18 protein-coding genes and 1 pseudogene are annotated in these 22,359 nt (G+C 69.1%); 10 read left to right on the top strand and 9 right to left on the bottom strand.

Annotation, left to right across the window (positions count from 1 at the left end):
* Window positions 1-78: 78 nt before the first annotated feature.
* Genes hpaD through QF046_RS06355 form a run of 4 tightly spaced genes read right to left on the bottom strand, consistent with a single transcriptional unit; the run spans window position 79 to window position 4,985 of the window.
* On the bottom strand, window positions 79-1,242 hold the full coding sequence (gene hpaD / locus QF046_RS06370; protein WP_307367370.1) for a 3,4-dihydroxyphenylacetate 2,3-dioxygenase: 1,164 nt from the start codon (window positions 1,240-1,242) through the stop codon (window positions 79-81).
* Between the two features lie 37 nt (window positions 1,243-1,279).
* Window positions 1,280-2,800 (bottom strand): 5-carboxymethyl-2-hydroxymuconate semialdehyde dehydrogenase, encoded by a 1,521-nt coding sequence (hpaE, locus tag QF046_RS06365; RefSeq protein WP_307372748.1) that lies wholly within the window; start codon window positions 2,798-2,800, stop codon window positions 1,280-1,282.
* Window positions 2,800-3,483, bottom strand: a complete 684-nt coding sequence (locus QF046_RS06360; protein ID WP_307367367.1) for a GntR family transcriptional regulator — start codon at window positions 3,481-3,483, stop codon at window positions 2,800-2,802. The genes hpaE and QF046_RS06360 overlap by 1 nt, the downstream gene beginning before the upstream one ends.
* Window positions 3,480-4,985: a fumarylacetoacetate hydrolase family protein gene (locus QF046_RS06355; protein WP_307367365.1), complete on the bottom strand. Its 1,506-nt coding sequence runs from the start codon at window positions 4,983-4,985 to the stop codon at window positions 3,480-3,482. The genes QF046_RS06360 and QF046_RS06355 overlap by 4 nt, the downstream gene beginning before the upstream one ends.
* Window positions 4,986-5,120: 135 nt before the next feature.
* Between QF046_RS06355 and QF046_RS06350 the strand changes: the two genes are divergently transcribed.
* From QF046_RS06350 to QF046_RS06315, 8 genes are all read left to right on the top strand, one after another.
* Window positions 5,121-6,551, top strand: coding sequence for an MFS transporter (locus tag QF046_RS06350; protein ID WP_307367363.1), 1,431 nt, complete (start codon window positions 5,121-5,123; stop codon window positions 6,549-6,551).
* Window positions 6,551-8,428 (top strand): FAD-dependent monooxygenase, encoded by a 1,878-nt coding sequence (locus QF046_RS06345; protein ID WP_307372746.1) that lies wholly within the window; start codon window positions 6,551-6,553, stop codon window positions 8,426-8,428. The genes QF046_RS06350 and QF046_RS06345 overlap by 1 nt, the downstream gene beginning before the upstream one ends.
* 245 nt (window positions 8,429-8,673) lie before the next feature.
* Entirely contained in the window at window positions 8,674-9,648 is a 975-nt protein-coding gene (locus QF046_RS06340; protein ID WP_307367361.1) for an ABC transporter ATP-binding protein, read from the top strand.
* 2 nt (window positions 9,649-9,650) lie between these two features.
* Complete coding sequence (locus tag QF046_RS06335; RefSeq protein ID WP_307367359.1) at window positions 9,651-10,412, top strand: ABC transporter permease; 762 nt, start codon at window positions 9,651-9,653, stop codon at window positions 10,410-10,412.
* A gap of 10 nt (window positions 10,413-10,422) precedes the next feature.
* Window positions 10,423-11,598, top strand: a complete 1,176-nt coding sequence (locus tag QF046_RS06330; protein WP_307367357.1) for a sensor histidine kinase — start codon at window positions 10,423-10,425, stop codon at window positions 11,596-11,598.
* Window positions 11,595-12,215 carry a response regulator transcription factor gene (locus QF046_RS06325; RefSeq protein WP_307367354.1) on the top strand — a complete coding sequence of 207 codons (621 nt, stop codon included), beginning with the start codon at window positions 11,595-11,597 and terminating at the stop codon, window positions 12,213-12,215. Before QF046_RS06330 ends, QF046_RS06325 begins: the two co-directional genes overlap by 4 nt.
* An 86-nt stretch (window positions 12,216-12,301) precedes the next feature.
* Window positions 12,302-12,682 carry a VOC family protein gene (locus tag QF046_RS06320; protein WP_307367352.1) on the top strand — a complete coding sequence of 127 codons (381 nt, stop codon included), beginning with the start codon at window positions 12,302-12,304 and terminating at the stop codon, window positions 12,680-12,682.
* A gap of 115 nt (window positions 12,683-12,797) precedes the next feature.
* Window positions 12,798-14,558, top strand: a complete 1,761-nt coding sequence (locus QF046_RS06315; RefSeq protein ID WP_307367350.1) for a Na+/H+ antiporter — start codon at window positions 12,798-12,800, stop codon at window positions 14,556-14,558.
* Between the two features lie 16 nt (window positions 14,559-14,574).
* Here QF046_RS06315 and QF046_RS06310 read toward each other — a convergent pair whose 3' ends face one another.
* A complete protein-coding gene (locus tag QF046_RS06310) occupies window positions 14,575-15,273 on the bottom strand; it encodes a TetR/AcrR family transcriptional regulator (protein ID WP_307367348.1) in 699 nt (232 codons plus the stop codon).
* Between the two features lie 82 nt (window positions 15,274-15,355).
* Between QF046_RS06310 and QF046_RS06305 the strand changes: the two genes are divergently transcribed.
* The gene (locus QF046_RS06305; protein WP_307367346.1) at window positions 15,356-16,528 is read left to right on the top strand and encodes an FAD-dependent monooxygenase; all 1,173 of its coding nucleotides are present in this window, start codon (window positions 15,356-15,358) and stop codon (window positions 16,526-16,528) included.
* Window positions 16,529-16,554: 26 nt separating this feature from the next.
* On the opposite strand, the gene QF046_RS06300 is transcribed toward QF046_RS06305, so the two are convergent.
* Both QF046_RS06300 and QF046_RS06295 read right to left on the bottom strand, forming a co-directional pair.
* The gene (locus QF046_RS06300) at window positions 16,555-18,309 is read right to left on the bottom strand and encodes a thiamine pyrophosphate-binding protein (RefSeq protein ID WP_307367343.1); all 1,755 of its coding nucleotides are present in this window, start codon (window positions 18,307-18,309) and stop codon (window positions 16,555-16,557) included.
* Window positions 18,310-18,457: 148 nt separating this feature from the next.
* Window positions 18,458-19,273, bottom strand: coding sequence for a class II glutamine amidotransferase (locus QF046_RS06295; RefSeq protein WP_307367341.1), 816 nt, complete (start codon window positions 19,271-19,273; stop codon window positions 18,458-18,460).
* A 117-nt stretch (window positions 19,274-19,390) separates the two neighbouring features.
* On the opposite strand from QF046_RS06295, the gene QF046_RS06290 reads away from it, so the two are divergent.
* Entirely contained in the window at window positions 19,391-19,897 is a 507-nt protein-coding gene (locus QF046_RS06290; protein WP_307367339.1) for a phosphoribosyltransferase, read from the top strand.
* Window positions 19,898-19,909: 12 nt separating this feature from the next.
* Here the strand turns inward: QF046_RS06290 and QF046_RS06285 are convergent, their stop codons facing one another.
* Window positions 19,910-21,433, bottom strand: coding sequence for an ATP-dependent DNA ligase (locus QF046_RS06285; RefSeq protein WP_307367337.1), 1,524 nt, complete (start codon window positions 21,431-21,433; stop codon window positions 19,910-19,912).
* A gap of 133 nt (window positions 21,434-21,566) precedes the next feature.
* Window positions 21,567-22,341 (bottom strand): annotated as a pseudogene (locus QF046_RS06280) (enoyl-CoA hydratase/isomerase family protein).
* Window positions 22,342-22,359: the final 18 nt, after the last annotated feature.

Raw genomic sequence — 22,359 nt, 5'->3', positions numbered from 1 at the left:
AAACCCGTCTATATGGCGCATTCCGCCCCTGGACGGCATGATTTCGGGCGGTTTGCGCCATATAGACGGGCTGTGAGGTCACAGCTGGTGGCCCAGCTTGTACTCGCCCTGCTTCCACTCCGGCATCGGCGTCTCATCCTGCGGGCGCGTGTAGCTGAACCCGTCGGCGCCGATCGTCACGGCCAGCTCGCTCGCGTCGGTGCGGGCGTGCACCGGCTGCGGGTTGCCGTCCAGGTCGAGCACGAGCGACGCGTCGGTGTACCAGCTCGGAACGACGGGGTTGCCCCACCAGTCGCGACGCTGATTGTCGTGCACGTCCCAGGTGACGACCGGGTTGTCCGGGTCTCCGGTGTAGTAATCCTGCGTGTAGATCTCCACACGGTGGCCATCCGGGTCGCGCAGGTACAGGTAGAACGCGTTCGAGACGCCGTGGCGACCGGGACCGCGCTCGATCGAGTCCGAGCGACGCAGAGCGCCGAGCTTGTCGCAGATCGCGAGGATGTTGTGCTTCTCGTGCGTGGCGAAGCACACGTGATGCATCCGCGGTCCGTCGCCGCCGGTCATGGCAGTGTCGTGCACGGTGGGCTTGCGGCGCATCCACGCCGCGTACACCGTGCCCTCCTCGTCCTGGATGTCCTCCGTGACGCGGAAGCCGAGATCCTGCATGTACTTCACGGCCCGTGGCACATCGGGGGTGACCTGGTTGAAGTGGTCGAGACGCACGAGCTCGCCGGGGGTGTGCAGGTCGTAGCGCCACGACATCCGCTCGACGTGGTCGGCCTGGTAGAAGAACTCGTACGGGAAGCCGAGCGGGTCGATCACGCGCACCGAGTCGCCGATGCCCTTGACGAACCCGCCGGCTTCGCGCCGCACATCGCAGCCGAGCTCGGTGAAGAACGCGACGGCGTGGTCGAGGTCCTCGGGGGTGCGCACGCGGTAGCTGAACGCCGCGACTGCGGCGATCGGTCCCTTGCGCAGCACCAGATTGTGATGGATGAACTCCTCGGTCGAGCGCAGATAGATCGCGTCGTCGTCCTCTTCGGTCACGTACAGCCCGAGGATGTCGACGTAGAACTGGCGGGATGCCGCGAGGTCGGTGACCACGATCTCCATGTACGCGCACCGCAGGATGTCGGGCGGTGACGCCTCGGGCGTGGTGACGGGGTTGTCGGTCTCGATCGGCGCCTCCTGGCTCACGTAGTAGCCCGAGGAGGTGAGGGTCATGTCCTTGCGATTCGTCATGTCAGCGTCCTTGCTCGTCTGAGGTGAGGGGGTCGGGTCAGCGGGGATCGGGGTCGTCGAGATCCTGCTTGCCGAACGCGGGGTTGTGCGGCGCGCCGAGGGTGATGTGCACGCTCTGCTGGTCGGTGTAGAAATCGATCGAGCGGTAGCCGCCCTCGTGTCCCAGGCCCGAGGCCTTCACCCCGCCGAACGGCGTGCGGAGGTCCCGCACGTTGTTCGAGTTCAGCCAGACCATGCCCGCCTCGACGGAGCCGGCGAAATTGTGCGCGCGCTTGAGGTCGTTGGTCCAGATGTAGGCGGCGAGCCCGTAGCGGGTGTTGTTCGCCAGCGCGAGCGCCTCCTCATCCGTGTCGAAGGGGGTGATCGCGACGACAGGGCCGAAGATCTCCTCCTGGAAGATCCGGGCATCCGGCGACACGTCGGCGAAGGCGGTCGGAGCGACGTAGTTGCCGGTCGGGAAGCCCTCGGGGCGTCCTCCGCCGGCGATCAGGCGACCCTCGGTCTTGCCGATCTCGACGTAGCTCATCACCTTGTCGTAGTGCTCGGGGTGCACCAGCGCACCGACCTCGGTGGTGGGGTCGTGCGGCAGACCCACCTTCACGCGGTTGGCCAGCACGGCGAAGCGCTCCACGAACTCGTCGTAGACCGCCCGCTCCACGAGGATGCGGCTGCCGGCCGTGCAGCGCTCGCCGTTGAGCGAGAAGACACCGAAGATGCAGGCGTCCACGGCCGTCTCGAGATCGGCGTCGGCGAACACGACGGCCGGGCTCTTGCCGCCCAGCTCCATCGAGAGGCCCTTCAGGAAGGGGGCAGAGTTGGCGAAGATCAGCTGGCCGGTCGAGCTCTCGCCGGTGAAGGAGATCAGGGGCACGTCGGGATGCTTCACCAGCGCGTCCCCGGCATCCTCACCCAGCCCGTTGACGAGGTTGAAGACGCCCTTCGGGAGGCCCGCCTCCTCGAAGATGCCCGCCCAGAGGGATGCAGACAGCGGGGTGAACTCGGCGGGCTTGAGCACCACCGTGTTGCCGGTCGCGAGCGCGGGGCCGAGCTTCCAGGACTCCAGCATGAACGGGGTGTTCCACGGCGTGATGAGGCCCGCGACGCCGATCGGCTTGCGATTGACGTAGTTCATCTGCTTGCCGGGCACCTTGAACGCGTCATCCGCCTGCGCGACGATCAGATCGGCGAAGAAGCGGAAGTTCTCTGCCGCGCGTCGCGCCTGGCCGAGCGCCTGGGTGATCGGCAGACCCGAGTCGAACGACTCCAGCTCGGCGAGTCGGGAGTCGCGCGACTCGACGATGTCGGCGATGCGGTGCAGCACGCGGCTTCGCTCACGCGGCAGCATCCGCGGCCACGGTCCCTCCGTGAACGCACGGCGCGCGGCGGCGACGGCGCGCTCGATGTCGGCCTTCTTGCCCGCGGCGGCGTGCACGTAGGTCTCGTTGGTGACGGGGTTGAGCACCTCGAAGGTGTCGCCGTCCAGAGAATCGACGAACTCGCCGTCGATGTAGTGCTGGATCTTGGCGGGCAGGTCGGCGGGGGTGTAGACGTCGGTCATCATCGTCCTTCTTCTGCGTGGTGTGCGTGGTGGGCGGCCAGGAACGCGTCCATGGTGCGCCAGCGGTGGTCACGGGCGGCGAGCTCGATCTCCAGCGGCGGTGCGTCGCTGCGGATGAGCTCGAGGATCTGCCTGTGCTCGTCGACGGAGTCGTGGGCTCGGCCGGGGACGAACGCGAACGAGGTGTCGCGGATGCCGGCCAGCCGGCTCCAGCCGCGATGGACCAGGTCGAGGATGTGCGGGTTCGGGCACGGCTCGTACAGCACCGAGTGGAACTGCTGGTTCAGCTGCGTGAACATGTGCGCGTCGAAGTGTCCGAGCAGCATCCGCATCCGCTCGTTGATCGCCTCCGCGCGGTCGAGCGCATCGGCATCGATCAGCGGTGCGGACATCGAGGTGGCCGCGCCCTCCACCAGACCGAGGGTCTGCATGGTGTGGGCGTAATCGCTCTCGTCGACCAGGGCGACGTGCGCGCCGACGTTGCGCTCGAAGGTCACCAGTCCCTCGGCTTCGAGTCGTCGGATCGCTTCGCGCACGGGGACGACGCTCATGTCGAGCTCGCCGGCGATCGCACCGAGCACCAGACGGTAGCCGGGCACGAACGCGTGAGAATTGATGCGCGAGCGGATCCAGGCGTACGCCTGCTCCGACTTGCTTCCTTCGCGGACCAGCGTCGAGCTCATGAGCCATCTCCCTTGGGTCCCTGCGCTTCGACGGGCTCAGCGACCGATCGGGCGTCGTATTTCGCGCGCCATTCGGCGTTCATCGGGAAAAGCCCGTCGACGGGATGCCCCGCGGCGACCTGCTCGGCGATCCAGTTGTCCTCGTCCTCCTGAGCGAGGGCCGCGTCGGCGACCTCCTCGGCGAGGAGGGAAGGGATGACGATCACGCCGTCGCCATCGCCGACGATGAGATCGCCGGGCTGCACGGCGGCGCCGCCGCAGGCGACGGTGACATCGATCTCCCACGGCACGTGCTTGCGACCGAGCACCGAGGGGTGCGCGCCCTTCGAGAACACCGGCAGACCGATCTCGGCGACCATGTCGAAGTCGCGCACGCCGCCGTCGGTGACGACGCCGGCCGCGCCGCGGGTCTTCGCGCGCAGAGCCAGGATGTCGCCGAGGGTGCCCGTGCCGGCGTCGCCGCGGGCCTCGATGACGATGATCTCGCCCTCGCCGACCGCGTCGAATAGACGCTTCTGCGCGTTGTAGCCGCCGCCGTGGGTCTTGAAGAGGTCCTCGCGGGCGGGAACGAAGCGCAGCGTGCGGGCGGTGCCGACGATCTTGGTGCCGACCAGGTTCGCTGAGACGCCGTCGATGAAGCAGGAGTGCAGGCCGCGCTTGCGCAGCTGGCTGGACAGCCCGGCGGTGGGGGCCAGCTCGAGCTTGGCGCGCAGCGCGGGGGAGAGGGTGGCGGGTGCATCCGGTGCAGCGGCTTGCTCGGGCAGCCCGGCCGCTTCGCGCGATCCCCAGGCCTCGGCGCGTTGCAGGTCATCGACGGCGGGCAGAGAGCCGAGCGTCTCATCGAAAGGCGTCTCGCCCTGCGTCACCGTGGTGATCAGCCGGCCGGAGGTCGGCGCGCCCTCGGCATCCGGGGCATCCACCTCGATCTCCACGACGTCACCCGGCACGATCACCGAGGATCCGGCGGGGGTGCCCGCGAGGATCACGTCGCCGGGCTCCAGCGTGAAGTGCTGCGAGAGATCGGCGACGAGCTGGGGGAGCGGGAACAGCAGGCCCGCAGTGCTGTCGTCCTGGCGCAGCTTGCCGTTCACCCAGGCGCGCACGCGCAATGCGGCCGGGTCGACGGATGCCGCGTCGATCAGTTCCGGGCCGAGCGGCGTGTAACCGTCGCCGCCCTTGGAGCGGACGTTGGAGCCCTTGTCATTCGCGCGCAGGTCGTACAGGCCGAGGTCGTCGGATGCCGTGACGGATGCCACGTGCGACCAGGCATCGTCCACGGAGACCCGTCGGGCGGCCGTGCCGATGATCAGGGCGATCTCGCCCTCGAACGCCAGCAGCTCGGTGCCGGCGGGGCGCTCCACCGTGCCGCCGCTGACGCCGACGGAACTGGCGGGCTTGAAGAAGTAGGAGGGAGCGGCGGGACGACGTCCGCGATGCTCGGCGCGGGAGGCGTAGTTCAGGTGGATCGCGATGATCTTGCCCGGTCTGCTGATCGCCGACATGTGATGCGCCTCCTTGCGTCGTCCGCACTTCTTCGAGAACCCATTGTGCGTTGTATTCGAAATCGTATATCATCAACTCACGCTCGGCAAGCATCGCCTGCCGTCGACAGCGAAGTCACCTCAAAGGAGAGACACATGAGCGATCACTCGCAGGGCGGGCTCACACCGACCGGCACCATCGCATCGTCCACAGACCGTCGACGGGTGGTCGTCGCGACCGTCATCGGCACCACGGTCGAGTGGTACGACTTCTTCATCTACGCCTTCGCCGCGGCGACCGTGTTCGCGGCGCTGTTCTTCGAGCCGATGGGTGAGGAGTTCGCGCAGATCGTGGCGTTCTTCAGCGTCGGCGTAAGCTTCCTGTTCCGTCCCCTGGGCGCATTCCTCGCCGGGCACTACGGCGACAAGATCGGCCGGCGTCCGATGCTGGTCATCACCCTGCTGCTGATGGGAGCCGCCACCACACTGGTCGGACTCCTCCCGACCCACGCCGCCATCGGCGTCTGGGCTCCGATCCTGCTGATCTTCCTGCGCATCATCCAGGGCATCTCGGCGGGTGGTGAGTGGGGCGGCGCGGTGCTGATGGCCGTCGAGCACGCGCCGAAGAGCAAGCGCGGACTGTTCGGCGCCTCGCCGCAGATCGGTGTGCCGATCGGCCTGCTGCTGGCATCCATGATGCTCGCGTTCATGGCCCAGATCGCCCCGGGCGTTCCCGCCGGCTCCGACATCCACCTGCAGGACACCGCGTTCGGGCAGTGGGGCTGGCGCGTGCCGTTCCTGGTCTCGATCGTGCTGATCGGCGTCGGGTACTGGGTGCGTCGCCGCGTGCAGGAGAGCCCGGTGTTCGCCGAGATCGCCGAGCGCAAGGAGACCACGCGGATGCCGATCGTGCAGCTGTTCAAGCACCACGCGCTGCTCGTGATCGTCGCCGCTCTCGTCTTCGCGGGCAACAACGCCGTCGGCTACATGACGACCGGCGGCTACGTGCAGCGCTACGCCACCGACCCGAAGGGGCCGATCGGGCTGGAGACGTCGGCGGTCTTCTGGGTCGTCGCGCTCTCGGGTGTCTCGTGGCTGTTCTTCACCTGGTTCGGCGGATGGCTGTCCGACCGGATCGGTCGGCGCACCACCTACATCATCGGCTGGGTCATGCTGCTGGTCGGCGTCTTCCTGCTGTTCCCCCTGACCAACATCGGCACACTCGGATCGCTCGCAGCCGCTGTGGTGATCCTCACCGTCGGCCTGGGCTTCACGTACGGGCCGCAGGCGGCCCTGTACGCCGAGCTGTTCCCGGCATCCATCCGGTTCTCGGGCGTCTCCATCTCGTACGCGATCGGAGCCATCGTCGGCGGTGCGTTCTCCCCGGTGATCGCGCAGGCCATCTTCCAGTCGACCGGTTCGACCGTCGGCATCACCTGGTATCTGGCGGGAATGACCGTGATCGCGCTGATCGCCACGCTGCTGCTGCGCGACCGCACCGGCATCCCCCTGGGGCCGGAGAATGAGGACGAGCAGGCCAAGAGCCCGATCTACGGGATGTCCGGCGCTCCGGAGAGGACCCGATGATGCAGTTCCACCACCACGGCTACGTGTCGCATGACCCGCGCGTGCTCCCAGCCGAGGGGCTCGGCGTGGATCGCCCCGCCGAGCTGCCCGACGAGATGGACGTGCTGATCGTCGGGTCGGGACCTGCGGGCATGCTCCTGGCCGCCCAGATGTCGCAGTTCCCGGACGTGAACACGCGCATCATCGAGAAGCGCGACGGGCGGCTGGTGCTCGGCCAGGCCGACGGCATCCAGCCGCGCAGCGTCGAGACCTTCCAGGCGTTCGGGTTCGCGCCGCGCATCATCGCGGAGGCCTACAACATCGGCTGGATGAACTTCTGGGGCCCCGATCCCGAGAACCGCGAGAACATCATCCGCACCTCCCGCACCGAGGACTACGGGCTGAAGATCAGCGAGTTCCCGCACCTGATCGTGAACCAGGCGCGCGTGCTGGACTACTTCGCCGAGGCGGCGGCCATGGGTCCCGGCCGGATCGTGCCCGACTACGGCGTGCAGTTCCTGGGGCTCACGGTGCACGAGACGGGGGAGTACCCGGTCGAGGTGCGCGTGTCCACCCCTTCGACGGGCTCAGGGGCCCACGCGGGAGGCGAGCGCACCATCCGCGCGAAGTACGTCGTCGGCTGCGACGGCGCGCGCAGCGGCGTGCGCGAGGCGATCGGCCGCAAGCACGTCGGCGTGATGGCGTCGCACGCCTGGGGTGTCATGGACGTGCTGGTCAACACCGACTTCCCCGATTGGCGCACCAAGTGCGCGATCAACGCCGAGGCCGGCAACATCCTGCACATCCCGCGCGAGGGCGGCTATCTCAGCCGCGTCTACGTCGACCTGGGCGAGGTGGCCGACACCGACAGTCGTCAGGTGCGGCACACGCCGCTCGAAGCCGTCATCCAGAAGGCCAACGACATCCTGCATCCCTACACGCTGGATGTGAAGGAGGTCGCCTGGCACAGCGTCTACGAGGTCGGCCACCGGGTCACCGACGGCTTCGACGACGCACTGGAGGGCGACCGCGACCCGCGCGTCTTCCTCACCGGCGATGCCTGCCACACGCACAGCGCCAAGGCCGGCCAGGGCATGAACGTGTCCATGCAGGACGGCTTCAACCTTGGCTGGAAGCTCGGTCACGTGCTCACCGGCCGTTCCCCGGAGGCGCTGCTGTCGACCTACGGCGCCGAGCGGCGCCCCGTGGCGCAGCAGCTGATCGACTTCGACAAGCAGTGGTCGAGTCTGATGGCCCGCAAGCCCGAGGAGATCTCCGACCCGCAGGAGCTCGCCGCGTTCTACCTGGGCACCGCCGAGTTCCCCTCGGGGTTCATGACCCACTACGAGCCGTCGATGATCGTGGCCGAAGACATGCATCAGGCCCTCGCCGCGGGCTTCCCGCTGGGAAGGCGGTTCAAGTCCGCGGAGGTCACCCGGGTCGGCGACGGCAACGCCATGCACCTCGGACACCACGCACGGGCAGACGGGCGGTGGCGCGTGTACGCCTTCGCCGATGCGGATGCCACGAAGCTGACCTCCTGGTCCGAGGCCGTCGCGCCGCTGCTCTCCCGGTACACCCCGGCGGACGGCGACCCGGATGCCGTGTTCGACGTGAAGGCGATCTACCAGCAGCGCTTCGACGAGTTCGAGATCACCGACGCGCCAGCCCTGTTCCTGCCGAAGGTGGGCCCGTACGCGCTGACCGACTGGGAGAAGGTGTATGCGGCGGCGCCATCCGCCTGGTGCGCCACCGACATCTTCGAGGAGCGGGAGCTGTCGCGTGACGGCGTCGTCGTCGTCGTGCGGCCGGATCAGTACGTCGCGGCGATCCTGCCGCTGGACGCCGTGGACGAGCTGTCCGCGTTCTTCGCGGGGAACCTGCTGCCGGCATCCTGATTCCGGTCCAGTCCGACTCCCGCGGCTCGGGAGGAGATCTCTCGCTTGGGAGGAGAAATCTGCCGGATCACTCCTCTCATCCGGGAGTTCTCCTCCGTTGCGTGTGAGGGTCAGTAGCTCTCTGCGCTTGTGCACTCGGCGGCATGTGTACCCGGCCGCATGGCCACCTCACCATGACATCTGTCATGCCGACGTCGTGACATCACCCTCCGGCATCGAGACAGTCCCGCCGCAAGACTGGAGACATGCAAACGACAGCCGCTCCACAGACGCGGGCGACACCCGCATCCACGACTTCTGCATCCGATCGCACCACCGACACCGCCATCGAACTGCGCGGCGTCCGGCGCCATTTCGGGATCGGGGAGCGCACGGTGAAGGCCGTGGACGGACTCGACCTGACCGTCCGCCGCGGCGAGATCCTCGCCCTGCTCGGGCCCAACGGCGCGGGCAAGACCACGACGCTCGACATGCTCCTCGGACTGACCGAACCCAGCGAGGGCGCGCTCTCGGTCTTCGGACGTCGGCCTGCAGCCGCGGCGAGGTCAGGCACGATCGCCGGCGTGCTGCAGACCGGGGGTCTGCTGTCGGATCTGACCGTGCGCGAGACCGTCGAGGTCATCGCCAGCCTTCACGGCCGAGAAGCACTTACGCGGGTTCCCGGTGTGCTCGTCAGTGCCGACCTCGAGACCATCGCCCGCCGCCGCATCGCCAAGTGCTCCGGCGGCGAGCAACAGCGCGTGAAGTTCGCGCTCGCGCTGGTCGCCGATCCCGACATCCTGGTGCTCGACGAACCCACCGCCGGCATGGACGTCACCGCCCGTCGGCACTTCTGGGACGTCATGCGCGCGGATGCCGATTCCGGACGCACCATCATCTTCGCGACCCACTACCTCGAGGAGGCCGAGCAGTTCGCCCGCCGCACGGTGGTGATGAACCACGGCGTCATCGTCGCGGATGCGCCGACCGCGCAGCTGCGCGCCAACCTCGGTGGCCGCACCCTCGCCGCGAACCTTCCGGCCAGTGGGGCGGACCGGCTCCTTGCCGGTCTCGAGCGCACCGACGGCGTCACGGACGTCCGCGTCGACGGCGACCGTGTGAGTCTGCGCGCAGCGGACTCGGATGCCGCGGCATCCGTTCTGCTCGCCGCCGGCGCCCACGATCTGGAGATCGCCGCACCCACCCTCGAAACCGCCTTCACAGCCCTGACGGAGAACTGATCATGTCCCTCTCGATCTCACCCACGATGCTGCGCGTCGAAGCGATGCGCCAGGTGCGCAACCCCTACACGCTCGCCTTCACGCTCGGGATGCCGGTGGCCATGTACCTGCTGTTCGGCGCGAGCATGGATTACGGCACCATGTCGGCCGGGCACGGCAACGTCAAGTTCTATGTGATGGTGTCCATGGCCGCCTACGGCACCGCCGTCGCGATGAGCTCGCTGACCTCGCTCGCCGCGACCGAGTCGAAGCAGGGCTGGGGACGCCAATTGGCCATGACACCGCTCGGAACCGCGGGTTACGCGCTCACCAAGCTGATCACCGCAGTCTCGTTCGCCGCCCTCGCCGTGCTCCTCGTCTTCGCCGCGGGGCTGGCCACAGGCGCCGAGGCGACCGACGTCTGGCGCTGGTGGGCTTCGGCCGGCATCATCCTCAGCATCGGTCTCATCTTCGGGCTGTACGGACTCGGCGTCGGGCTGTTCTTCAACGCCGACTCCGCGGCGGCGCTGGCATCCATCTCGATGACGTTCTTCGCCTTCTTCGGCAACGTCTTCATCCCGCTGGACGGCGTCATGCTGGACATCGCACGCTTCACCCCGCTGTACGGCTTCGTCTCGCTGAGCCGCTGGCCGCTCAATGAGGGCGTGCTCACGACCGGGCAGATCGACTCGCTGTGGATGGTCGTGCTGAACGTCATCGTCTGGGCCGCGCTGTTCGCCCTTCTCGTGGCGACCGGCGTCAAGCGCTCGCGCTCCCGCCGATAGGGTCGAGGGAATGACGAACGACGTGACGCGGGAAGCGGCGGCGGCCTCAGCGGCCGGCGTCGCTCCCGCCGCGTGGGCGACATCCGGAAGCCGTCCAGGCGGTCCGAGCGGGGCCCAGTCGCCGTGGGAGCGGTTCGGGTGGGTCATGGCGGCCATCTGGCTGGTCTTCCTTGTCTATCCGGTGCTGGCGCTGCTGCGATCGGATGCCGCGCCGGGCTGGATCGTCACAGGCTGGATCGCGCTGGTGGTCTTCGTCGTCATCTACGTCGCGGGCTTCATCCACGGCATGAGCTTCGGCGGAGGTGGGCTCACCGCACCTCCGAAGCCGATCCAATGGGTGGTCTTCGCGGGCATGATCGCCTGCACACTGCTGGTGGTTCCGGCGGCGTCGGGCAATGCGCTGAGCTTCGTCCCGTTCATCATGTCGTTCGCCTCATACGGACTCACCCGCCTCGCGCACTGGGTCGCGATCGCACTCGGCATCGCCGTCGCCGCCGCGGTCGTCTTCCTCACCCCGAATGGGATGACCTACCTCACCGTCCTCGCGATCGTCGTGATGCTGGCCGTCGTCAACACGGTGTCGACGACCCTGATCATCCGCTCCGCCCAGGCCGAGCGGCTGAGTCTGGAGCTGGCGACGAGCGAGGGACGCGAGACCGTCGCGCGCGACGTGCACGATCTCGTCGGGCACTCGATGACCGTGGTCGGGCTCAAGGCGCAGCTTGCCAGGCGGTTGATCGACAGCGATCCCGAGCGCGCCAAAGCCGAGCTCGCCGACATCGAGGCGCTCACCGCCGAAGCGATCGCCGGGGTCCGCGCGACGGTCGCGGGTGTGCGCACCGCGACCCTCACCGATCAGCTGGAATCGTGCCGCGACGCGCTGCGGGCGGATGACGTGCAGATGCGGGTGGAGGGGGACGCGTCGGCACTCTCGCCTGCGCAGTCGCTGACGGCGAGCTGGATCCTGCGCGAGGCGACGACGAACGTGCTGCGCCATGCGGGCGCGCGCACGGTCATCGTGACCATCGCGCCCGGAAGTTTCTCCATGACCGACGACGGCCGTGGTCTCGCCGGTGGCGAGGGCAATGGCATCCGCGGGATGCGGGAGCGGGCGACCATCGGCGGCGCGTCGCTCGAGCTCGCGACCGCCGAGGCCGGCGGCACGCGAGTGGCGGTGACCTGGTGACGGATGCCGAGACGATCCGCCTGGTGATCGTGGACGACCAGGCCATGCTTCGCGGAGCGCTCGCCGCGCTGCTGGAGCTGGAGGGCGACATGACCGTGGTGGGGGTCGCCGGAACGGGCGACGAGGCCATCGAGGTCGTGTCGGCCACCCGCCCCGACGTCTGCCTGATGGACATCCAGATGCCGGGGATGGACGGCATCGCCGCGACCGCGGCGGTCCGCACCGCGAGCCCGGACACCCGGGTGCTGATCGTGACGACCTTCGCCCGGCCCGGATACCTGCGCGCCGCACTGGATGCCGGAGCGAGCGGGTTCGTGGTGAAGGATGCTCCTGCCGAACAGCTCGCGGATGCCGTGCGGCGCGTGCACGCGGGGATGCGGGTCGTTGACCCCGAGCTCGCCGAGGCGAGCCTGTTCGAAGGGGCCAACCCGCTCAGCGAGCGGGAGAGGCAGATCCTGCGGATGGCTGCCGACGGGCGCAGCGCCGGCGCCATCGCATCCGAGGTCTTCCTGTCGGCCGGGACTGTCCGCAACAACCTCTCGGCGGCGATCGGCAAGGTCGGTGCCTCCAACCGCGCGCAGGCGGTGCGGATCGCGCAGGACAAGGGCTGGATCTGACCCCTGCCCCCTCCTGCAGCGATGTCGGAACCCCCGCGTAGCGTGGAGCCCGGCCGGGCGCCGATGCCCGCAAGGAGGAGTGCATCATGGACTGGAAGATCGAGCTCATCTTCGTGCCGGTGACCGATGTCGACCGCTCGAAAGACTTCTACGTGAAGATCGGCTTCAACGCCGATCATGATCAGACGCCGACTGAAGGACTGCGGTTCGTGCAGATGACCCCGCCGGGATCCGCCTGCTCCATCGCGTTCGGCACCGGCCTCGGGATCGACCTCGAACCGGGACAGCAGAACACGATCCAGGTCGTCGTCCCCGATGCCGACGGCGCACTGGAGCAGCTGCGCGCGGCCGGAGTGGAGGCGAACGGCGTCGACGAGCTGTCGTGGGGGCGCTTCGTCAGCTTCGACGATCCCGACGGCAACACCTGGACTCTGCAGGAGCTGCCGGACTACAGCGCCGGGAACTGACCCTCCCGATCGCGGAAGCCCTTTTCTGTGACGCCCGGCGGGAATACCGTTTCCTTGTCGGACGCTGTGTTCTGGGCACGTCGCGGTCGGCCGCGACGGCAGAGGGGTGATGCGCATGGAAGGTCTCGAGATCACGGTCCTGCTGGGGCTGACGATTCTGATCGGAACGCTGCTGGCGCCCCGGTTGCGGGTGGCGCTTCCACTGGTGCTGGTCGTCTTCGGACTGCTGCTGGGTTTCGTCCCCGCGCTGCGCGAGGTGCAGCTGCCTCCCGAGACCGTGCTGCTGCTGTTCCTGCCCGTGATGCTGTTCTGGGAGAGTCTCACGACCTCGCTGCGGTCCATCCGGCGCGACTTCCGATACATCCTGCCGATGAGCACGCTGCTGGTCGTCGCATCGGCTTTCGCCGTCGCGGGCATCGCGGGGCTGTTCGGGATCCCGTGGGAGATCGGGCTGATCCTCGGCGCCGCCGTGGCTCCGCCGGACGCCACCGCGGTCGCCGCCCTCGGCAGACTGCTGCCGGGACGCGCCTTCATGAAACTCAAGGCCGAGAGTCTGACGAACGACGGCACGGCGCTCGTGCTCTACGCGATCGCGGTGTCGATCGCGGTGGGCGGCCAGGTCACACCGCTGGTGGTCACCTGGACCGTGATCGTCTCCTATGTCGGCGGCATCCTCGTCGGAGTGGCGGCGGCCGCCGCGGCGTGGCTGCTGCTGCGCCGCGCGCGCACGGCGATCGCGATCAACGTGACGATGCTGCTGCTGCCGTTCGCGGCGTTCATGGTCGCCGAGCTGATCCACGCCTCGGGCGTGCTGTCGGTGGTCGTCGCGGGTCTGATCGCCTCGTACCTCAGCTCGCGGGTCACGACGGCATCGTCGCGGCGGCAGGCCGAGGCGGCCTGGCCGTTCGGGGTCTTCCTGCTCAACGGTGCGCTTTTCGTGCTGATCGGGCTGGAGGTGCAGTGGGTCGTGCATCAGACCTCGCTGCAGACCATCGGCCTGCTCAGTCTGGCGACGGTCGCGGTGTGGGCGGTGCTGCTGGTGGTGCGCTTCCTGTTCCAGATGCTGGGCGCTCCGCTGCAGAGGATGGGCGGCGGAAGCGCGCACCCGCTGGGTCTGCGAACGCGGATGCAGGTGGTCAGCACCGTCGCGGGGATGCGCGGGGCGGTGTCGCTGGCGATCGCGCTGTCGGTCCCGCTCACCGCCTCGGACGGCACAGCGCTGGCCGGTCGCGATGACATCATCTTCGTCACTGCAGGGGTGATCCTGCTCAGCCTGCTCGTGCAGGGGACGATGCTGCCTGCCGTCGTGCGATGGGCCCGCTACCCGGTCGACAATGTCGAGGCCGACGAATACGAGCTCGCCGAACGGGCGATCTCCGGTGCGGCGATGGCGGCGCTGGACACACTCGCGGCCGAGCACGGCATCAGCGACGAGGTGCGCGATCGGGCGCGACGCGACGGCTACGAGATGCTGGAGCTCGCCAACGCCAAGGCGGTCGCCAGGGAACGCGCCGTCATCGACGCCGAGGTGGGGGCGATGGAGGATCTGCTGGGCTCGCCGGATCCGCTCGCCGACGGGTCGGTGGAACTGGTCGACGGTTCTCTCGGGGTGTCTTCGGCGTCCGGCGGCGATCCCGTGGACGGGACGACGCTGCAGATGGTGGCGACGTCGACCGACATCGACCTCGAGCAGCGTTCCCCGCTGATCCGTCATGAGGAGCTCACGCGGCTGAAGCTCGCGATGCTCGATCACAAGCGCGAGGTGCTGCGCGGCCTGCGCAGGTCGGGCACGATCGACGACCTCGTGGTGTCCCGCATCTCCATGCGTCTCGACCTCGATCAGATCCGGTTGGAGGGCCTCGAGACGGTCGAGTGACGCCGGCAGTCGTTTGTCACGGAGTTCGGTGCTCGTGCGTGCTGAGGAGTGATCGGATGCCGTCGAGGATGCGTTCCACACCGAACCGCAGAGCGTCGTCCTGAGACCCGTCCGCAACGGCGTCGGCAAAGGCGGATGCCGTGTGCGGGAACTCCTCGGCATGCGTGTCGAGAATCGGGGCGAGGCCGAGCGCCAGATCCTTCTCGGAGGCGGCCCCGAGCGACTGCCGTCGCGCGAGTGACATGACATGTCCGACCAGAAGGGTGAGAGCGTCGAGCTTCTCGCCGCCCCGCAGCGGCAGCCCTGCCAGGGCCGACAGTCCCGCCTCGAACCAGGCGAGTTCACCTGGTCCCGGGATGTGCGGGCGCTGACTGAGTTCGACCGCCCACGGCCTCGTCAGCACGCGCCGATGCAGGTCGTCCGCCCAATGGGTGAGCGCGCGGTGCCAGTCTCCCTCGGGCAGGGGGTCGGGGGAGCCGAGAGCACGGTCCAGCATCACGGCATCCAGCTCGGCCCGTCCGGGCAGATAGCGGTAGAGCGCCATCTTGGTGGTGCCGAGGTGTGCGGCGACCTGCTGCATCGTCACGGCGTCCAACCCGTGCTCGTCGGCGATCGCCAGCGCGGCATCCGCGATCGCGCGCAGGGTGAATCGCGGCTTCGGGCCGCGCTTCGCAGGTGCGGGCGGCGTCCAGAGCAGGCGTGCGGCGTCGTCCATGAGGTCTCCTGATAGTAATTGCGTCCAGTGTACGCGGTAACGTATTGTGTCCGGAAGACGCAATTCAATCCAAGGAGTGCTCATGAAGGTTCTGATCTCCGGGGCGAGCATCGCCGGTCCCGCGCTCGCACGCTGGCTGGGACGCAACGGCTTCGACGTGACCGTCGTCGAGAAGGCGGCATCGCTGCGTCCGGGCGGGCAGGCGGTGGACTTCAAGGGACGTACGCATCGCGACATCCTCGACCGGATGGGCATCCTCGACGACGTGCACGCCAACCAGACGGCCAAGACCGACTGGCGACTCGTCGATGAGAACGACCGGGTCAAGGCCACCGTGCCGGGGGAGTTCATCGGCGGCGACGTCGAGATCCTCCGCGGCGACCTCGCCCGCATCCTGCATGAGCATTCGCAGGCGGGTGCCGAGTACGTCTTCGACGATGAGATCCTCTCGCTGACCGACTCGGGATCGGGCGTCCACGCCGCCTTCGCCACGCGGCCCAGCGAGCGGTTCGACCTGGTGATCGGCGCCGACGGAGTGCACTCCGCCGTGCGGCGACTCGCGTTCGGTGCCGAGGAGCAGTTCATCCAGGCGCGCGGCCACTACTACGCCGTCGCCAGTGGAGAGATGCCTCTGGACGGTCTGGAGCGGCAGCTTCCGGACGGCCGCGCGATCGCCTACGGCTACAACGAGCCCGGCCGGCTGGCGCTGCTCGGAGGGCAGAAGGCCCCGAGCCTGTTCGTGTTCCGGGCGGACCGGCCCGACTACGACCGGCGCGATGTCGGCTCGCAGCGGGCATTCCTGGCATCCGCCTACGCCGGATCCGGATGGCGGGTGCCCGCTGCGATCGCGGCCGGTCGCGACGCGGACGACTTCTACCTCGATGTGCTGGCACGCACGACCATGACCTCGTTCACCCGGGGGCGCGTCGCGCTCGTCGGAGACGCCGGATTCGCCAACACCCTCGGGGGCTTCGGCACCGGTCTGGCGCTGGTCGGCGCGTATGTGCTGGCCGGCGAACTGATCGCCGCCCGCGGAGACCACGCCGCGGCGTTCGCCGCCTACGACCGGCGGATGAAGAAGCCGACGAACATCGCCCGCTCCGGCAACGTGGGGCCGTTCCTCGCGCCGCCGTCCGCCTGGCGCATCCGCACGCGCGACTGGACCTTCTCGAACCCTCTGATGTACCGCTCGATGATGTGGCTGACCGACGTGTTCGCCACCGACGACAGCATCCCCGCCTACCGGCTGCGGTGACTCGACCGTTCAGGTGACTCAGCCGTTCAGGAGTTCACGCGGATGATCTCCTCCTGGTACGGCGCGATGACCCGGCCCGAGATGCGCAGGTCCAGTACGAGGAAGCGCCGCTCGGCGGGGGCTTCGGCTGCCCAGGATGCCAGCCGGTCGAGGTCCTCGAGAGTGCGGACGACCACGCCCTCCGCGCCCACGGCGGCCCCGAACGCGGCGAAGTCGACCTCGGGGATCAGCATCGGAGCCTCGGCGAGCCCCTTCAGCCCGTACAGGTTGATCTCGGCGCCGTAGGCGGCGTCGTTCCAGATCACCGCGCAGCCGTGACCGCCCGCGGCGCGCACAGCCGACTCCAGATCGGAGATGGCCATCAGCCCGCCACCGTCGCCCGAGGTGAGAACGACCGTCGAGTCCGGACGGGCGCGGGTGGCACCCACGACGCTCGGCCAGCCCTGACCGATCGATTGGAACGCGGTGCCGATCATCATCATCCGATCCGGCGCCGCCACCGGCCAGTACATGTTCGCCCAGCCGATGAAGTGGCCACCGTCCGAGACCACCACGCGGTCCTCGGGCAGCAGCGCGGCGATGCGGCGTGCTGCCGAGCGCGGATCCAGACGTCCGTCGAGGGCGAGCGCATCACCCGTCGGATACGCGCGCGCGGCGGCGACATCGACAGTCTCGCGCCACCCGGTGCCACGAGAAACCACATCCTGCATGAGAAACCCGTTCTCACGTGGTTTCTCGTGCTCGATGTGGTTTCTCGCGGGGTTGTGTTCGACGGGGTTGTGTTCGACGGGGCGGTGTTCCGCGACGCGTAGCCGTTCGACGAGGGCGGATGCGGCGATGCGGGCGTCCGCGCGCACGAACCCGCCGATGTGCGCGTGCGTGGCCGCGGGAGCCACATCGATCTGGAAGACCCGGGTGCCGGGGGCGAAAAGCTCGCCGAACCGCATCGTGAACTGGTTGAGCGAGGCGCCGAAGACGACGGCGACGTCGGCCTCGCGGATGAGCTGCATGGCCCCGTCGGCGCCGAACCCGCCCGTGACGCCCAAGTCGTAGCGGCTGTCGGGGAAGACGCCGCGGCCGAGAGCCGTGGATGCCGTCAGCGCACCGGTCGCTGCGGCCAGCTCGCCCAGGGCATCGCTCGCGCCGGCCAGCCAGGCGCCGCGGCCGGCCAGCAGGAAGGGGTGCTCGGCGTCGCGCAGCGCGTCGGCGATCTCATCCAGCATCCCCTCGGCGAACTCGCCGCGCGGGCGGAGCGGGGCGGGAATCCGGGGAGCGGGCGCCTCGGGCAGAGGGCCGGCCTCCAGCGACGCGACGTCATACGGGATCGCCAGCACGACGGGCACCCGGTAGGTCAGGGCGTGCTCGACGGCGATGACGGTCGTGGCCGCGGCATCCGCTCGTCCGGTCGTGTACGTGCGCGCTCCGACGGCGGAGGCGAGCGCGATCTGGTCCACATCCCAGGGGCGCGGGCCTGACGTGGGCTCGTCGCCGACGACGAGCACGAGCGGCACGTGCGCCTGGACGGCTTCGGCCAGCGAGGTGAGCGTGTTCGTGAAGCCCGCGCCGTAAGTGGAGGTGGCGGCGGCGATGCGACCCGAGGCGCGGTAGTGCGCGTCGGCGGCGACCACGGCGCCCTGCTCGTGGCGGACTGCGGTGAACACGGCATCCGTCTGCGTCTCGATGGCATCGAGGAAGTAGGCGTTGCCGTTGCCCATCACCCCGAAGACGTGGCCGACGTGCTGGGCGAGGGTGAGTGCGACGTGCGCGGAGACGGTGGGCATGCGAAAGCCTTCCAAGACGGGAACGGATGTGGTCCGTATGTGTCTCGCCGCTCGCGCGTCATCGCGGGACCATCAAGGTCGCAGAGTGCTTCGTGCCCCTTTTTCGGGCACCGGCCGTGGCCGGACGAATCGATTCTACCGCCGGTGGTCAGGGGTGCGCGGCGACGACGGTCGACAGCTCGACCGTCGAGGCGGTGAGGTCGTCGAGGCGGATGGCCGTGACCGTCTCCGGCGGCAGTGCCGTCCAGCCCTCGCCGGCGACGCCGGTGGAGGCGATCATGATGCTGCCGTCGGCTGCCCGGCGGGTGCGCAGGGCGAAGTAGTCCTCGTTGTGCCCGTCGGGCAGTTGATCGGCCAGCGGCGCGAGTCGTGCGCGGTCGTGGTCGGTGAGGCTGCTGGTGGCGCTCGCATGCACGACGACGAGCTGATCGCGGTCGATGATCAGCGCGTTCAGGCTGGCCAGGGGGAACAGGTCGCGCAGGCGGTGCGCGACCTGTGCCGCGGCGAGCTGCAGAGTCGTCCCGAGGGCGACCTGCTCGCGGATGAGTGCGAAGTACATCTCACTGTCGGTCGTGCCGGTCAGCGCCGCGACGGATTCGGGGGAGAGCAGCGCGCGCAGGTCGTCGAGCGGCTTGATCGTGCCGTTGTGCGCGAAGGCGATGCCATCGGCCTCGAACGGGTGCGCGTTGCGCTCGTTCACCGGCAGTCCTGCGGTCGCCCACCTCAGGTGCACCATGGCGGCGTGCGCGGGGGTGACCAGGGAGGCGTCGAAGGCGGGGTCGGATGCCGCCGACAGCGGTGACCGGATCACGACCGGAGCCCTGCCCGGTTGGCGCACCCCGGCCCAGCCCCAGCCGTCGCCGTGCAGGCGCGCGAGCGACAGCAGACTCTCGATCCCCGCCGCGCCGAGCGCCGCTCCTGCCGTGGAGAGCTCAGGAGAGGCGAACGCGAACAGACGACACATGGGGACCTCGGTACGGATGACGGATGCCGGACGGCGTCCTCTTCCTCTCTATCCCATCATGGTTGCCGCCGGGCCGGGCGGATCATTGCGCATCGGGCATGCGGGAGAATCGAATGCATGACGGATGTGATCGAGCGCGAGACGCTCACCTGGAACGGATTCGGCGATGCGACACGGGAGCTCGCCAGGAGCATCCTGAGCAGCGGTTTCGCGCCCGAGGTGGTCGTCGCGATCGCCCGTGGCGGACTGCTGCCGGCCGGCGCGATCGCATACGGGCTGGGCGCGAAGAACTGCGGCGCCATCAACGTCGAGTTCTACACCGGCATCGGCACCGTTCTCGACGCGCCGGAGGTGCTGCCGCCCGAGCTGGACATGGCCTACCTCGACGGACGCCGTGTGCTGCTGGTCGACGACGTCGCCGACTCCGGCCGCACCCTGGCGCTGGCCGTGCAGCTGCTGCAGGACAAGGGCGCCGACGTGCGCTCCGTCACGATCTACACCAAGCCCACCACGATCATCCAGCCCGACTTCGCCTGGAAGGACACCGATCTCTGGATCGACTTCCCGTGGTCGTTCCAGGGGACCGTGGCGGAGGAGGACGCGGGGCTCGTGCCCTCGGCCTGAGTCGCCCGCCGGTCACCCGCGCAGCAGTGCGCGCAGCGCCTGGATCGTGTCGGCGTCGGCGACGTTCTTGTCGGGGCGGTACCCCTTGACCCGCGCGAAGCGCAGTGCGACACCGCCGGGGTATCGCGGTGAGCGCTGCACGCCGTCGATCGCGATCTCGACGACCAGCTCAGGGCGCAGGAAGACCGCCTGCCCTGTGCGGTGCGTCTCGAGTTCGGGGAACGTCGCGGTCTGCCAGCGCAGCAGTTCGTCGGTGAGGCCTTTGAAGGTCTTGCCGACCATCACGAGCCCGCCGGGTGCGCCGAACTCGCCGCCGGGGTCGAGCGCGCCGAGGTGCAGGTTCGAGAGCATCCCCCGGCGACGTCCGGAGCCCCATTCGGCGCCGAGCACGACGAGGTCGACGGTCAGCACGGGCTTGACCTTCACCCACGACTTTCCTCTGCGGCCGGCCGTGTAGGGCGAGTCGATCGCCTTCACCACGACACCCTCGTGCCCGGCCGCCAACGCCTCACGGGACAGCTGCTCGGCCGTCTGCGGGTCGTCGGTGACGATGCCCGGCATGCGCCACCGGCCCGCGACGCCCTCGAGTGCGGCCAGGCGCGTGGCGAGCGGTTTGTCGATCAGGTCGCGTCCGTCGAGGTGCAGCACGTCGAAGAACCACGGACGCAGCACGAGGTCGCGCGAGACGTCGGCGCCGAAGCGCGACATGGTGTCCTGGAAAGGGCGCGGGCCGCCGTCCTCGTCGAGGGAGAGGGTCTCGCCGTCGAGGATGAGATCGTGTGCGGGCAGCCCGCGGACGATCTCGACGATCTCGGGCACCCGGTGCGTGACGTCGGCGAGGCTGCGCGTGAAGACCCCCACCTCGTCGCCGTGCCGATGCACCTGGATGCGCGCGCCGTCGAGCTTGTACTCGACCGAGGCGCGGCCAGTCAGTTCGACTGCGGCGGACGGGGTCGGGGCGGTTGCCGCCAGCATCGGCAGCACCGGGCGGCCCACCTGCAGACCGACCGCTTCGAGGTCGGCCTCCGTGCCGGTCAGCGCGAGCAGGGCGGTCTCGCCGAGATCGCCCGAGAGCATCGCCGCCCGACGGACGGTCGCCACAGGCCGTCCGGAGGCGCGTGCGATCGCGTCGAGCAGCACGCCGGACAGCGCGCCCGTGCGCAGTTCGCCCAGCATCGCGCGGATCAGCAGATCCCACTCCGCCGCGGTGGCGCGTCGGGCCAGGTCCGACAGCAGCTCCTGGCGCGCCGCGGCGGAGCCCGATCCGGATGCCGCGGCGACAGCATCCAGGGAGGCATCGACGTCGCCGATCGTCAGCTCGGGCACCTCCACGTGCTCGACCTCCACGGCGGTCAGCGTCCGCCATCCGACGCCCAGCCTGCCCTGCCGGGGAGAGGCGAGCAGCAGACCCGTGAGTGGAGCGAGCTCATCGGGTTCGGCCGCCGACAGCAGGCGTGCCAGCGCGTCGATCTTGGCGAGCCGCGATGACGTCGCCGTGACCTCATCGGTCGTCGAGACCAGCTCGGAGAGCATCATCCCGGCATTCTCGCACCGGTCCCCGACATCGGCGAGGGGCAGGTCCCTCCCACCCCGAAGAACCCGTCTATATGGCACAAACCGCCCCTTCAACGCCTGAAACAGGGCGGTGCGCGCCATATAGACGGGCTTGTCAGCGTCCGCGGAACTCGGGCTTGCGCTTCTCCTGGAAGGCGGCGAAGCCCTCGCGGTAATCGTCGGTGTCGCAGAGCGCTGCCTGCGCGGCGTTCTCGATCTCGACCGACCGAGTCCCACAGTGACAGTCGCTCGTCGCGGATGCGGGCGATGAGCCGCTTGCTCTCAAGGAACGCCCGGGTCGCGCCGCGTGCGGCCGCAGCGGCAGCATCCGTCGTCGCCTGCACGACCTCGTCGTCGGGCAGGACCCGGGAGAAGAGCCCGGATGCCACGGCTTCGGACCCTGACATCAGCCGGCCCGTGTAGATGAGGTCGAGCGTGCGGTGCGCGCCCAGCCGGTCCAGGAACAGGGCATGCCCGCCGGAGTCGAGCGTCGCGCCGAGTGCCGCGAACGGCGAACCGATCTTCGCGGACTCCGCGACGTACACGACATCCGTGGCGATCAGCAGCCCGAGTCCGACGCCCAGGCAGGCGCCGTGCGCGACCGCGAAGGTCGGCGCCGGGAACGCGGACATACGCCGCAGCAGCGGCGTGACGATGCCGCCCAGGTAGCCGATCACGTCGTCGTCGCGGGGGTCGACGCCGGAGATGTCCCGCCCTGCGCAGAAGGCGCGGCCCTCGCCGCGCAGCACCAGCGCGCGCACGCCGGCGCGCTCGGCCTCGTCGTACGCGGAGCCGAGATCGCGCAGCGCCTGTTCGTCGAGGGCGTTCAGCTTGGACGGTGCGTCGAGCGTGATGTGCGCAACGTCGGATGCGATGGCGAGGTCGATCATGGTGCTCCTTCGGAGGAC

The sequence above is a fragment of the Microbacterium sp. W4I4 genome (assembly GCF_030816235.1).
In the GTDB taxonomy this organism is placed as follows: domain Bacteria; phylum Actinomycetota; class Actinomycetes; order Actinomycetales; family Microbacteriaceae; genus Microbacterium.
Note: the sequence above shows the minus strand (reverse complement) of the source record. Positions and strands in the feature narration are given on the sequence as shown.

Bases quoted from the DNA above. Each gene is read 5' to 3' on its own strand.
- hpaD (WP_307367370.1), bottom strand. From the start codon at position 1,242: ATGACGAATCGCAAGGACATGACCCTCACCTCCTCGGGCTACTACGTG.
- hpaE (WP_307372748.1), bottom strand. From the start codon at position 2,800: ATGACCGACGTCTACACCCCCGCCGACCTGCCCGCCAAGATCCAGCAC.
- QF046_RS06360 (WP_307367367.1), bottom strand. From the start codon at position 3,483: ATGAGCTCGACGCTGGTCCGCGAAGGAAGCAAGTCGGAGCAGGCGTAC.
- QF046_RS06355 (WP_307367365.1), bottom strand. From the start codon at position 4,985: ATGTCGGCGATCAGCAGACCGGGCAAGATCATCGCGATCCACCTGAAC.
- QF046_RS06350 (WP_307367363.1), top strand. From the start codon at position 5,121: ATGAGCGATCACTCGCAGGGCGGGCTCACACCGACCGGCACCATCGCA.
- QF046_RS06345 (WP_307372746.1), top strand. From the start codon at position 6,551: ATGCAGTTCCACCACCACGGCTACGTGTCGCATGACCCGCGCGTGCTC.
- QF046_RS06340 (WP_307367361.1), top strand. From the start codon at position 8,674: ATGCAAACGACAGCCGCTCCACAGACGCGGGCGACACCCGCATCCACG.
- QF046_RS06335 (WP_307367359.1), top strand. From the start codon at position 9,651: ATGTCCCTCTCGATCTCACCCACGATGCTGCGCGTCGAAGCGATGCGC.
- QF046_RS06330 (WP_307367357.1), top strand. From the start codon at position 10,423: ATGACGAACGACGTGACGCGGGAAGCGGCGGCGGCCTCAGCGGCCGGC.
- QF046_RS06320 (WP_307367352.1), top strand. From the start codon at position 12,302: ATGGACTGGAAGATCGAGCTCATCTTCGTGCCGGTGACCGATGTCGAC.
- QF046_RS06315 (WP_307367350.1), top strand. From the start codon at position 12,798: ATGGAAGGTCTCGAGATCACGGTCCTGCTGGGGCTGACGATTCTGATC.
- QF046_RS06310 (WP_307367348.1), bottom strand. From the start codon at position 15,273: ATGGACGACGCCGCACGCCTGCTCTGGACGCCGCCCGCACCTGCGAAG.
- QF046_RS06305 (WP_307367346.1), top strand. From the start codon at position 15,356: ATGAAGGTTCTGATCTCCGGGGCGAGCATCGCCGGTCCCGCGCTCGCA.
- QF046_RS06300 (WP_307367343.1), bottom strand. From the start codon at position 18,309: ATGCCCACCGTCTCCGCGCACGTCGCACTCACCCTCGCCCAGCACGTC.
- QF046_RS06295 (WP_307367341.1), bottom strand. From the start codon at position 19,273: ATGTGTCGTCTGTTCGCGTTCGCCTCTCCTGAGCTCTCCACGGCAGGA.
- QF046_RS06290 (WP_307367339.1), top strand. From the start codon at position 19,391: ATGACGGATGTGATCGAGCGCGAGACGCTCACCTGGAACGGATTCGGC.
- QF046_RS06285 (WP_307367337.1), bottom strand. From the start codon at position 21,433: ATGATGCTCTCCGAGCTGGTCTCGACGACCGATGAGGTCACGGCGACG.